Here is a 12,392-nt window from a genome sequence, read left to right as displayed (position 1 = left end):
GTTCAAGTGGACCAAGACCGCCGACCAGATCATCGACCGTATCTGCCGCTACTGCACACGCATCTCCGGACCGGCTCACTAGCTCACCCCACCCAGGCGTTGTTCATCAGCCCAGTTCGGCGCAGTGAACAATCCCTGTGCCGGAATGGGTGGATATTGCCGCAAGGGTGCCTGCCGAACGGGTCGATGAGGAACCGCAGTTCATACCGTGGCGCTTGTGTTTCCCGGAGTGCAGTGGGGTGTCGGTGGCGATGCGGTCCATCGACAGCAGAGTCCTCGCGCACGCAGCGGGAGACAGCCGCGAGGCCGATGCCGAAGCCAGAGGCGAGCTGGGCGTAGGTGTCACCGCACCACAGGTAGGCCAGGGCGAATAGAGCCTGCCGGTCGGCGGGCAGGCGTCGCCATCGGGTACCGAACATCCGCCTGCGGAGGCTGAGTTGGCCCGTCGGATGCCGCAGGGTACGGCTCGACAGGTCGGTCGTGGGCGGGTAGACGGGCACACGAAACTCCTGGCGGCACAGTGAATCTTGGCCATGACACCGCCCACCAGGAGCCTCACCGATCTGCAGAGTCGTCCAACTCACAGCCGGACCGGCCGGGTTGGACATGGCTCACCTCACCCGACCGAACAACCTCCTCCGCACACACGAACAGCCCCACCACCGCGCACCACTCGAACCTCACCAGCTCGGTGGGCGTGGGGGTGGTGGCGGCGAAGCCCGGCCGGAAGGGTGCCCGCGTGGCCCGGCACCCGGGGGCGGTCGGCTGCTCTGCCGCCCGTTAATCACGCTAGGTATGCAGACGGTTACTCCTGGGCATTGATGCTGCTGCACGTCCCACTGGAAGAGGAGCTATCCATGTTTCGTCGTTCGCTCGCTCTCGCTTCGGTCGCCATGACCGTCGCCCTCGGCCTGGCCCCGTCCGCCGCGGCTGAAGCCCCCGCCGCACGGGCCTATTCGTGCTCGCCCGGGTACTTCTGCATCTACAGCGACTGGAACGGCGGCGGGACGCGCTGTCAATGGTCGCAGGAGAGCAAGACCAACACAGCCGACGACTGCTCGTTCATCCAGCGCGGACAGAACGTGCGCTCGGTGCGCAACAACACCGACCACCGCGTGCAGTACTACACCCGCACCAACCACAAGTCGCGGGTCGGCTCCACCCTTTCCGGGCACGAGGGGAACCTTCAGGGCGACTACCAGATCCGCTCGTTCAAGAAGCAGTAGCCACACGTCTGCGGCCGGGGAGCGACGGTCCCCGGCCGCAGGCCCCCCGGCGACGGGGGCGCCCCGCTTGCGTAGAGCGTCCGCGTCCGGCGGCGGCTGCTTCTCCCGCCCCGCAGGCGCAGCGACGAGAAGTACCGCATGACGTGCACGACGCTACGAAGGATCGCGAGGGCCGGGGCGGTGCGGGCGGGCATCCCCAGCGCCACCGCGCAGGTGCGCGATGCGCACGGCGTAGGGGCGAAGCCCGCAAACGGCGTCCGCACCCCCGCCCCAGCAGCCGCGCCGACTCGAAGCTGTGCACGCGCAGCCCGACCTGGTCGCGACGTCACCGGGATGAACGGCCCGCAGGGATAAGCCTGATGACGATGCGTACGGGCTGCGGCACCACCCTCCGGGGCGGGCCCCCGGGGGCAACGAGGCGGAGTAGCCGAAGCGGGGGGCACGGGGGCTTCTCCCGGTCGTGGCCGATCCCGGTTCGTGGCCGCCTTCCCGACCGCCTCTGCCCCCGGCGGTCAGGCCACCACGAGTTCTTCGGCGGCGAACTTCTCCACGAACTCCCGCGTGCGCCGGTCGAGATCGGCGTACTGCGCCTCCCGCTCGGCACCCGAGACCGCCGCACCGACCAAGAGGTTGCCCTCGGCGTCGACGCGCTGCGGGCGCTCCTCCACGTCGGTGAGCAGGGCGACGGCGGACCGGGCGAAGCCGCAGTAATAGGCGATGCCCTCGCTCAGGTTGGTTTCGAGGGTGGCCTGCATGTCCGGCACGAGGGGATCGTCGCCGGTGGCTCCGGCCAGCCCCAGCCACAGGATGCGCTTGCCGGCGAGGCGGGGCGTGCTGCGACCGTAGGCGAACCCGTAGTTCCACACGCGGTCGATCCAGCCCTTGAGGAGGGCGGGCACGCTCTGCCAGTACACCGGGAACACGGCGACGACGACGTCGGCGTCGAGGAGGCGCCGCATATGGGCCTGCACTTCGTCCGAGTACGGCTTCTCCCTGTTGCCCCAGTCCGGCTGGTCCGTCGTGTTCATCCGCGGGTCGAACCCCTCGGCGTGCAGATCCAGCAGGTCGATGCGGTAGCCGGCGGCTTCGAGGCGCGCGGCGGCACGGCGGGCCGTGTGGGCGGTGAGGGAATCGGGGCGGTGGTGTGCGACCACCACGAGGGCTGTTCTGGTGGGGGTGCGGGGGTGGGCGGCGGGCTGCGTCATGGTGTCTCCCGGTGGGTCTCGTTCGGTCTCAGTGGGTCTCGGTCGGCTCGGCCGGTCTTGGTGGGGCCCGGTCCGTCTTGGTGGGGCCCGGCCGGTGCGGTGAGACCAGTACAGCCGCAGCGACGTGGATGATCCATGGGAGAAACCCTCCCGAACATAGGAGATCGTCTACGATCCCTGGTGTGGATCCTTTGAGTTCGCTCCTGAGCGGCATCCGGGCCGAGGGTTCGGTGGTCAGCCACGCCGTCCTGTCCGCACCCTGGGCCATCCGCTTCGCCGACGCCGCGCCGCTCACCATGATCAGCGTGCTGCGCGGCGGGGGTACCCTGCTGCTGCCCGACGGCACCGAACGCGCAGTCGGCGCGGGCGACACGGCGATCGTGAACGGTTCCGCGCCGTTCCACCTCGCGGACCGGCCCGCCTCCGTGCACGGCACGCATGACGCGTACGAGATCGCCTGCTTCGGCACGGATGCCGAGTGCGCCGTCCAGGATCTCGGCGGAATCCACTGGGGCGCCGACTCCGAGGAGGCAACCGCGCTGATCGTGGGCGCCTACCGCGCCTCGGGCCACCGCCACGAACGGCTCCTGCGTTCCCTGCCGCCCGTCCTCGTGGTCCAGGAGGACGTCGAGGTCTGCCGCTGGCTGGAGACGGCCGCCGCCGATGCCGCCCAACTCTAGGCCGGTTCCCAGGCATTGATGGACCGTCTCCTGGACTGGGCCCTGGTGTGCTCCCTGCGCAGTTGGTTCGACCGGGCGGGCGCCGACGCGCCCCACTGGTACCGGGGCCTGGCCGACCCCGTCCTGGGTCCCGCGCTCCAGGCCTTCCACGACCGGCCCGCAGAGGCGTGGACGGTGGCGTCGCTCGCCTCCCGGTCCGGCGTGTCCCGGGCGCTGTTCGCCAAGCGCTTCACCCGTCTGATGGGCCGCCCGCCCCTCGCCTACCTCACCGAGCACCGCATGGACGAGGCCCAGAGTCTGCTGACCGACACCAACCTCAGCATCGCCCAGGTCGGCAGGTCGGCCGGCTATGCGGACGCCTTCGGCTTCAGCGCCGCGTTCAAGCGCCACAAGGGGCTGAGTCCCAGTTCGTACCGTGCCATGACGGCCCGAGCAGCCGCCCCGGGATCGTAGTCCGGTCGTCCCGCCGCCCCCTGATGAGGGAGTCGTGGGACGGCTGGGCGGGCGGCGTTGGGGGTGGTGTGGGAGGTTCCCGTACGCGGCGGTGCACGGGGAGGCCTCTTCGGCCGCCCTCACGGACGTGAGGGTGTTGCGTCGGATTCCTGCGCGGTGGGTGACCAGTTCGGGGTCCGTCAACTTCGGCGTCCTGCCCAGCCACCGGGTATCTGCGCGCGCCAGGAGGTACCGGCTCCGGTGAGGCGAAGAAACCGGCAGTGGTCCGCGGCAGGCCGCCGAAGATCTCCCGTACGACGGCCAGGGCTGCCTTGGCAAGATCGGGGACGAGGTCGCGCGGCTGTCCGGCGGCCTGGGCCAAGTCCCATCCGTGGACCAGCATCTCGATCACCAGATGCTCGACCAGGCGCCACCCCGGCGCGGGCCCGTACCGCTGGTCGAGCATGCCGGGCACACTGAAGGCTGCCGGCGCAGCTATGGAAGCGGTTCGGAACGCCTCGACGTGACTCCTGCCGAAGTGGTCGGCGGCCGTGTCGGAACGAGGCTCCCTCGGCCAAGTCTGTCCACAGCAGGTTCTCCCAGACCAGGTGGTTGAGCAGGATGCGGAGATCCCCGTCGGCAGTGGAACAGTGGGGCGGATCCCATCCGTCGGACCCTGCCCCTCACCCCGGCGGGCAAACGGCAGCTCCCTGCGCGATAAGACCAATCACTCGACGCCTGATCCACCTGCTATTCGGAACTCCCGTCTACAGCCCGATGATCAGCTGGATGCAGACGATCTTCACGAGGATTCCGAGAGCGAACAGGGTGGAGTAACCCGCGTTGATCCGGCTGTCGGTTGCCCTGCCGTTGGCGTACGCGAGGATCGCGGGGTTTCCCACGTACCCGGACAGCAGGCCCATGGTGCGCTCTCTGCTCTGTCCGAGCCATTTGGCGCCGAGCACCATCAGGAAGTAGCTGACGAAGGCGCCGAGGGTCAGGACCGCGACCAGTTTGAGGCCGAAGACCGAGAAGGCGTTCTCGCGGAAAGAGTGTCCCGATGTCAGTCCCACGACCGCGAGGAACAGCAGGAGCCCCACCTGCCGCAGGGTCAGGTTCGCCCGCGTCGGCAGTGTCCAGACCAGGGGTCCCGTACGACGTCGCCAGCCGAGGAACATGCCCATCACGAGCGGGCCCGCACCGGCGCCCAGGGCGAGGGTGGTGGTGCCCAGGGTGAGCGAGGGGATGCCGATCAGGAATCCCAGCGCCAGGCCCACCCCCAGGCTGACCGCGCTCACCTCGCTGACGCTGCTCTCCTTGTCGCCCAGGTGGCGGGTGATGGCGTCGGCCCGGCCGTGCGGCATGACCACCCGGAGCCGGTCGTCCAGTTGGAGTACGAGGTCGTCGTGGGCGAGCATGTCGAAGTCACCGCGCCTGACCCTGCTGACGAGGGCTCCGTAGCGCGGGCCCAGCCCGAGTTCGGCGACGGTGCGGCCTGCGAGGTCCGGGTCGGTGAGCAGGATGCGCCGGTAGTCGACAGTGCTGCGGTCGTCCAGGAGGTCCAGCGGTGCAAGTTCGCCCAGGTAGGCGGTGGCGCTACGCACGTCGCTCTCCCCGCCGACCAGTACGACCAGGTCTCCGGCGGCGAGCACGTCCAGGGCGTGGGCGATGCGCGGCTCGCCGTCGGCGGGACGGTATTCGCTGGCCAGTACGCGATGGGTGGCGACGCCGGGAACGTCGTCCCATCGGACGTCCTTGGTCACTTGGACCGTACGGGTGACGAGTTCGGCGGGGAGGCCGGAACCGGGGTCCCGGCGGGCCTTCCAGTGCCGTCGGCCCGCGAGTACCGCGATGAACAGGATCGTGACGACGACCGCGAGCGGATAGCCGATCGCGTATCCGACGGCGGGCTGGGCCGGGTTCTCCGAGGCCGCCTGGGCTGCCGCCAGGCCGGGTGTGGTGGTGCCGATGCCCGCGTATCCGCCGGCGAGATAGGGGCCGCTGATGCCGAACCACTGGTGCCCCACGAAACCCACCACGCCCGCCGTGATCACGAGGGCGGCGATCGCCGCCGCCATCACCGCGAGCTGGCCGCGCAGCTCCCTGAAGAACGCGGGCCCCGCCTCCAGGCCCACCGTATAGACGTAGAGGGCGAGCCCGAGGGCGGAGACGCCGGTGGGGACGGCGGGACCGATGTCCTTGTCCAGGGCTCCGACCAGCAGGCCCACGAAGAGGACACCCGCCGCGCCGAGCTTCACGGGGCCGAAGCGGCACAGGCCGAGCAGGGAGCCGAGCGCGACGACCGAGAACACGGCCACCCAGGGCTGGTCCGCGAAAAATTGCCCCACGGTGAGTCCCCTTGGTGGTGCGGATGGCCGTTGTGTCACGGTCCGGTGCAGTCGGCTCGTGGGCACGTGCGCGCCCACCGTCATGTGGGCAAAGTCGTCTGCCCACGTGGCTCCATCGTCGGCGAGGTGGGGCGGCCCTGCCAGCCGAGGGCCGATACGTCACCGGCCTTTGGGGCGGATGGAACGGGGCGCCAAAGCGGTCGAAGTCGCACAGCCCTCTGGCGACGTTCTCCTGGGCGGCGGCTTGCACGGGGGCACGCTTTCGTGGCCCTCTCGGACCGTCAACTCCGCTGCTGTCTGTACCAGTCGGCGGCTGTCCGTCGTGGCGGTCGGCCTGCGGGATGCGGTTCTCCCGCCTTGCAGCTCGACCGCTTCGCAATGCGATCGCATTGCATACTGGCCGTCGCGGTTATTACCATGCACTCGCATTGCAAAAGCGGCAGGGCGGTGCGGGCGCTGTCGCGCGCCCGCTCGGCGCAGACCGCACTCCGCTTGGGTTCCCCACGCCTTCCTCACGACCGAAAGGCCGCATCACATGAAGTCCCTCAGAAGGGTCAGCCGGTACGACGTTTTGCAGGTCCTCGGGCTGATCCTGCTCGCACTCGGCGTGCAGGGCGCCATCCGGCAACTCGCCGACTACAGCGACCTCGGCCTGCTGCGCTGGCTCCCCGGTGGCTACGAGGCCGCGCTGACCGGGCATGTCGTCGCCGCTGTGGCCGGTCTGGCCCTCGCCGCCTGGGCCACCAAGCGCAGCAAGGCCACCACCAGCGCCGAAGCGGCCGGGCGGCAGCGATGAGGCGGAGGCCGGCGTGGCGGCTCGCCGGACTCGGGGTCGCGGCAGCCCTGCTGCCGGTGGACATGACCGGCAGCACCGCCACGGCTGCCGCCTCCACATCCCCCGCGCAGGACACCACCGCGTCCGCCCCCGTCGTCCGCACCACCGCCGGCGCGGTCCGGGGGACGGCCACGGGTGACGGATTACGTCGCTTCCAGGGCATCCCGTTCGCCGCCCCGCCCGTCGACGCACTGCGCTGGCGGCCACCGCAGCCGGTCCCCTCCTGGCGAGGCGTGCGGGATGCCACCCGCCCCGGTCCGGTCTGTGTCCAGCCGGATGCACCGGAGATACCGCGCGGCCTGCCGCAGAGCGAAGACTGCCTGACGGTGAACGTCACCACCCCGAGCCGCCCGCCCGCGCACGGCAGGCCCCGGCCCGTCCTCGTATGGGTGCCGGGTGGCGGGTTCGTCACCGGCGCGGGCTCCCTGGACGACCCGGCCCGGCCGGCGAGGGCCGGCGACATGGTCGTCGTGACGCTCAACTACCGGCTCGGCGCCTTCGGCTTCTTCGCCCACCCCGAGCTCGGCACCGAAGGCAACTTCGGCCTCCAGGACCAGCTCGCCGCACTGCGCTGGGTGCGCGCCAACATCGCCCGCTTCGGCGGCGACCCCGACCTCGTCACTCTCGGCGGCGTGTCCGCGGGCGCCATGAGTACCTGCACCCTGATGGCGGCACCGGCCGCGCGCGGCCTGTTCCGGCAGGCGATCGTGCAGAGCGGATCGTGTCTGACGGAATTCCCGGCCGGCGCGTTCGGCCCCGGTTCGGGGCCCGTCAACGGCTGGCAGCCCCTCACGGCCGTCCAACGCACCGGCCGCGCCCTGGGCGATCGCCTCGCCTGCGCCGACCTCGCCTGCCTGCGCCGCCTTCCCGCCCGTCGACTCGTCGCGCATCAGGCGGAGTTCAGCCTCGTCGCGTACGGAACGGAGCTAGTGCCCCGGCATCCCGCCGAGGTCTTCGCCGCCGGGCGGCAGACACCCGTACCGCTCCTTCAGGGAACGACCCGCGACGAGCACATCGAGTTCGCCCTGAGCGTCTATCCGGACGGCCTGACCAGCACCCAGTACCGCGATCTGCTGCGCACCGCCTTCGGCCCCGACACGGCCCGGCGCGTCGAACGCCGTTATCCCGTACGGGACTTCCCCTCCCCCACGGCCGCCGCCGAGCGCGTGTTCAGCGACAGCTCCTGGACCTGTCCGTCCTGGCGGGCCGCCCGCGGGCACGCCCGTACGGCACCCACGTACACGTATCTCTTCAACGACCCGGCCGCCGTCCCGCTCAGCGGCCGGCCACTGCCGGAGAACGTCAGGCCCGCAGTCGCGCACGGCGCCGACGTCCCCTACATCTTCGACACCCCCGGCACCCCGCCGCTCACGCTCGAGCAGCAGCGGCTCGCCGACCGGATCGTCGGCTATTGGGCGCGCTTCGTCCGCACCGGCGAACCGAACGGACCGAACGCGACATCCTGGCCGCGCACCACCGGGCACGGCGCGTCGTACGCGCTCGATCTGACCCCCGGTCCGCGCGGCCCGCGTCCCACGAACCTGGACGTCAGTCACCGGTGCGGATTCTGGCGGCGCTGACCGCCTGCCGAGCGCCCGGATCGCCCTCGCGCTGGGTGTACTCGAGTGATGCGGGCGTGCGGCGCGAGTGCGTGCCAGGCGTCGTGGATCCGCGAAGATCGGGAAGCCTGGAAGTTCCCGGCGCACGAGCGGTCCCTACTCTGCGCTCTCCGGGTTGGGCCGGGGCGTACGGCGTGCTGTCGAGGTGGGGTCGGTGCCCTGTCGGTGGTTGTCGGAGCCGTGTCGGCGGGGGTTGGCACCTTTCGGAGTGTCAAGGCCGGGTGGTTGCCCGGCGGTGCTTCGGAAGGGGATGTCTCATGTACGACGTGGTGATCGTGGGCGCGGGCCCGGTCGGTCTCTTCCTCGCCTGCGAGCTCGGGCTCGCGGGTTGCTCCGTACAGGTGCTGGAGATGGAGCCGGAGCCGGACTCGCGGTGGCAGGCGCAGCCGCTCGACAAGCGCGGCCTGTTCGGCTTCTCGACCGGAGCCTTCTACCGGCGCGGTCTGCTCGACGCGCTGCGGGAGACCTCTGCCGGCATGACGGGACACGGGGCACCGGTCGTGGCCGGGGCCGACGGGACGTCAGGCCCGCCCGCCGTGGGCCACTTCGCAGGCGTGATGCTCGATCCGGCCAAGGTCGACCTGGCCGCTCTGCCGTACCGACTGCCCAGCCCGGCCCCCGACTCCCTGATGATCAGGCTTCCGGAGGTCGAGGCTCTGCTCGCCGAGCGGGCGGTCAAGCTCGGCGTCGAGATTCAGCGGGGCGCCCCGGTGGACGCGGTAGTCCAGCACGACGAGCACGTGGTCGTCTCTGCGGGCGCGGATGCCGTCGAGGCGCGCTGGGTCGTCGGCTGCGACGGAGGTCGCAGTGCCGTGCGACGTCTCGCCGGAATCGAATTCACCGGCACGGAGCCGGAGTTCACCGGATACGTGATGGTCGCCACGCTCGCCGGCCCGGAGAAGCTGCACCCTGGGATGCACGCGACGCCGACCGGCCTGTACCTCCGCATGGGCGTCGACGGAGCCCTCGGGATGATGGACTTCGACGGCGGCGCGTTCGACCGGTCGCGGCAGCCGACCCGTGATCATCTCCAGACGGTGCTGCGCCGTGTGTCGGGCACCGACGTGACCCTGACCGACGTCCAGCAGGTCTCGACCTTCACCGACCGGGCCAAGCAGGCGACGACGTACCGCAAGGGCCGGATCCTCCTCGCGGGCGACGCGGCGCACATCCACTCGCCCCTCGGCGGGCAGGGCCTGAACACCGGTATCGGCGACGCCATGAACCTGGGCTGGAAACTCGCGGCGACCGTGCGGGGGCACGCGCCGGACGGCCTCCTCGACACGTACGACGAAGAACGCCGCCCCGTCGGCGCGCAGGTGCTCGACTGGTCGCGGGCGCAGGTGGCGGTCATGCGGCCGGACCGCGGCACGTGGGCAGCCCGCGGTGTGTTCCGCGACTTGCTCGAGACACGGGACGGGACGACGTACGTCTTCGAGAAGATGTCGGGATCGTCGATGCGCTACGACCTCGGCGACGCGCATCCGCTGGTGGGCCGCAACGCGCCCGACTTCCTGCTGGAAGACGGAACCTCGCTGGGCAAGTTGATGCGGGACGGACTGGGCGTCGTCCTCGACTTCACCGCCGAGCGCCGCTTGGCGGGACCGGCGGCGGCCTGGCGGGACAGGGTGCGGTACGCGGCCGGAACCCCGGTCGACGGTCTCGGGCTGGAGGCCGTACTGGTCCGTCCTGACGGCACCGTGGCATGGGCGCAGGGCGGCGATGCCGGTGCCGGATTCGAGGAGGCGGCCTCCCGCTGGTTCGGCCGTCCGACGGCCTGACGGGTGCCGCAGCCTTGCGGGCGAGTGGGTGCCGTGGCGTTGGCCGCAGCGATCACCTTCGGTGTGCTCCAGCGCGGGTGCGTGGCGCAGGCCGGGGTGTCGGGGAAGGTGTCCGGGCAGTTGGTCTTCGTATCGAGCGCCGCCGTCCGGCGGGCAGACGCCGCGCCTGGCGTCTTTGTCGACGGGCTCGGGCTGCTAGCTGCGCAACCGGACTGCCACAAGGTCACTGCCTTCCAGGCGTCCTGCGGCAGCGTGGGCGTCTGCTTCCGTCAGCGTGCTGAAGGATGCGAGGAGGACCTCGGAGGCATCCTTCAACTGTTCGGGGAGCTTCGCTGCGCTCTCCAGGGCGGCGGGCAGGTTGTCGGTCGCCGGTTCGCGGACGGCGGCCGGCACTGCGGTCGGAACCTCCTCGGTCATGTGGCTTTGGTAGACCAGGTTGAGCACGCTGCCGAGCACCGCGATACCGAGTGCGCCGCCCAGTTCCTGGGTGGTCTCTCCGACAGCGGCGGCCGACCCCGCCCGCTCCGGCGGTGCTGCGTCGACGATCATTCCGATGCCGAGGGAGGACACCGGCATCAGTCCGGCGAAGAGCAGCGACGCGCCCGTGACGACCGTCGCGATGCCCGAGCCCGCTCCCATCTGCGTGAGTACGGCGAAGCCGACGGCGGCGATCGTCAGTCCCGTCCCGAAGACGTAGGCCTTGCCCACCTGGGCCGCCACTCCTTGGGCGACGAACATCGCGAGCGTGCCGCTGACGACCATCGGCAGGCTCCACACCGCGGATTCCAGGGGCTGAAGACCCAGCACCATCTGGATGTACTGGGCGACGAGGAACTGGCTGCCCAGCATGAACACCACGGTCAGTGTCAGCGTGCCGAGCGAGACGCTGAAGCCGCGGTCGGCGAACAGCTCCACGTCCAACAGCGGGTCGGTGAGGCGGTGTTGGCGTATGACGAACAGGGCGCCCGATGACCAGGCCGAGCACGACGGCGAGTACCGAGAGCCAGCCGAAGCCCTCCTTGGCGAACTCCTTCACCCCGAACACGACCAGCAGGATGGCCGCCAGCGACATGGCGGCGCTGGTCAGGTCGAGTCGCCCGGCGTCGGGGTTGCGGACCTCCGGCAGTACCAGCGGTCCTGCCACCAGCAGGAACACCATGACGGGTACGGCCACCAGGAACACCGAGCCCCACCAGAAGACTTCGAGCAGGACGCCGCCGACCAGCGGACCGACCGCGCCGCCCAGCATGAAGCTCGTCATCCACACGGTGATGGCGAAGCTGCGCTGCTCGGCGTCGCGGAACATGGCGCTGATCAGCGAGAGCGTCGAGGGGCCGAGGACCGAGCCGGCGAGGCCGAGGAGCGCCCGGGCCACGATGAGGGTCTCTGCGGTGGGGGCGTAGGCGGCCAGGATCGAGGCGAGGCCGAAGGCCACTGCGCCGATCAGCAGCATCCGGCGCCGGCCGATGCGGTCGCCGAGCGTGCCCATGGTGATCATCGCGCCGGCGATGACGAATCCGTAGACGTCGGTGATCCAGAGCAGTTCGGCTCCAGATGGCTCGAGGTCCTTGCTCAGAGTCGGTGACGCGAGATGGAGCACGCTCATGTCCATGATCACGAGCATGGCGGGCAGTGCCAGTGCCGCGAGCCCGATCCATTCGCGTGCTCCGGCGCCGGGGGGTGTTTTCGGTGTCCAGCGGGATCTCCCTTCCGGGCCGCGCAGCCCGACGGACTTACCGTAGGTTCTGAGCTTTCGAAAAGTACGGGCTTACCCAGCGGTGAGCCCGGGACCTCGGGGGAAGCTCCCGCCCAGCGGCGCGGTTCAGGTCAGGTCCTTGCCGGCGAAGTGTCAGGAAGCGTCCTGCGCTCCCCAGTCGTGGCGCTCACGGGCCTCGACGATGTCGCCGATCCGGTGGGTGATCCACTGCACCAGTCCGTCCAGGGTCGCCGCCAGTTCCCGGCCCAGAGGGGTGAGCGTGTACGTCACCTGGGGAGGCACCGTGGGTTCGACGTCGCGCGCGATCAGGCCGTCCCGTACGAACACCCGGAGATTCTGGGACAGCATCTTCTCGCTGATGCCGCCGATCCGGTTCCGCAGTACGTAGAAGCGCATCGGGCCCTCCTGGAGGGAGGCGAGGATCAGCACCCCCCAGCGGCTGCTGACGTGGTTCAGCACCGTCCGGGCGGGGCAGTCCGCCGTGAACGCATCGCTCATCGCGAGGGTCTTGCCGTCCGTGACCTCAGGTTTCCCAGCCATGCCCGGAGC

8 protein-coding genes and 3 pseudogenes are annotated in these 12,392 nt (G+C 70.5%); 5 read left to right on the top strand and 6 right to left on the bottom strand.

What is annotated here, in order from left to right:
* Positions 1–287 precede the first annotated feature (287 nt).
* Positions 288–500: pseudogene (locus IE269_RS43940) on the bottom strand (transposase family protein); the annotation flags it as partial.
* Between the two features lie 357 nt (positions 501–857).
* Here IE269_RS43940 and IE269_RS40600 point away from each other — a divergent pair.
* Positions 858–1,226 (top strand): peptidase inhibitor family I36 protein, encoded by a 369-nt coding sequence (locus IE269_RS40600; RefSeq protein WP_189828373.1) that lies wholly within the window; start codon positions 858–860, stop codon positions 1,224–1,226.
* A gap of 512 nt (positions 1,227–1,738) precedes the next feature.
* Here the strand turns inward: IE269_RS40600 and IE269_RS40595 are convergent.
* Positions 1,739–2,431, bottom strand: coding sequence for an NAD(P)H oxidoreductase (locus IE269_RS40595; protein WP_189828372.1), 693 nt, complete (start codon positions 2,429–2,431; stop codon positions 1,739–1,741).
* 182 nt (positions 2,432–2,613) lie between these two features.
* Here IE269_RS40595 and IE269_RS43935 point away from each other — a divergent pair.
* A pseudogene (locus tag IE269_RS43935) lies at positions 2,614–3,564 on the top strand (AraC family transcriptional regulator).
* A 746-nt stretch (positions 3,565–4,310) separates the two neighbouring features.
* Here the strand turns inward: IE269_RS43935 and IE269_RS40585 are convergent.
* Positions 4,311–5,891, bottom strand: coding sequence for an aspartate:alanine exchanger family transporter (locus IE269_RS40585; RefSeq protein WP_189828371.1), 1,581 nt, complete (start codon positions 5,889–5,891; stop codon positions 4,311–4,313).
* Positions 5,892–6,426: 535 nt separating this feature from the next.
* Here IE269_RS40585 and IE269_RS40580 point away from each other — a divergent pair.
* The 3 genes from IE269_RS40580 (at position 6,427) to IE269_RS40570 (ending at position 10,126) form a co-directional block, all read left to right on the top strand.
* A complete protein-coding gene (locus IE269_RS40580) occupies positions 6,427–6,687 on the top strand; it encodes a hypothetical protein (protein ID WP_189828370.1) in 261 nt (86 codons plus the stop codon).
* Positions 6,684–8,306, top strand: a complete 1,623-nt coding sequence (locus tag IE269_RS40575; RefSeq protein WP_189828369.1) for a carboxylesterase/lipase family protein — start codon at positions 6,684–6,686, stop codon at positions 8,304–8,306. Before IE269_RS40580 ends, IE269_RS40575 begins: the two co-directional genes overlap by 4 nt.
* Before the next feature lie 296 nt (positions 8,307–8,602).
* Entirely contained in the window at positions 8,603–10,126 is a 1,524-nt protein-coding gene (locus IE269_RS40570; RefSeq protein ID WP_189828368.1) for an FAD-dependent monooxygenase, read from the top strand.
* Positions 10,127–10,321: 195 nt separating this feature from the next.
* Here the strand turns inward: IE269_RS40570 and IE269_RS43605 are convergent, their stop codons facing one another.
* The 3 genes and pseudogenes from IE269_RS43605 to IE269_RS40560 all read right to left on the bottom strand — a co-directional run bounded on the left by IE269_RS43605 (position 10,322) and on the right by IE269_RS40560 (position 12,383).
* A complete protein-coding gene (locus IE269_RS43605) occupies positions 10,322–11,047 on the bottom strand; it encodes an MFS transporter (protein WP_229898594.1) in 726 nt (241 codons plus the stop codon).
* A 76-nt stretch (positions 11,048–11,123) separates the two neighbouring features.
* A pseudogene (locus tag IE269_RS43600) lies at positions 11,124–11,849 on the bottom strand (MFS transporter); the annotation flags it as partial.
* Positions 11,850–11,975: 126 nt separating this feature from the next.
* Positions 11,976–12,383, bottom strand: coding sequence for a winged helix-turn-helix transcriptional regulator (locus IE269_RS40560; protein WP_189828367.1), 408 nt, complete (start codon positions 12,381–12,383; stop codon positions 11,976–11,978).
* Positions 12,384–12,392 lie beyond the last annotated feature (9 nt).

The sequence above is a fragment of the Streptomyces spiroverticillatus genome, from assembly GCA_014650415.1.
In the GTDB taxonomy this organism is placed as follows: domain Bacteria; phylum Actinomycetota; class Actinomycetes; order Streptomycetales; family Streptomycetaceae; genus Streptomyces; species Streptomyces spiroverticillatus.
This window is presented reverse-complemented; position numbering and strand designations above follow the sequence as displayed.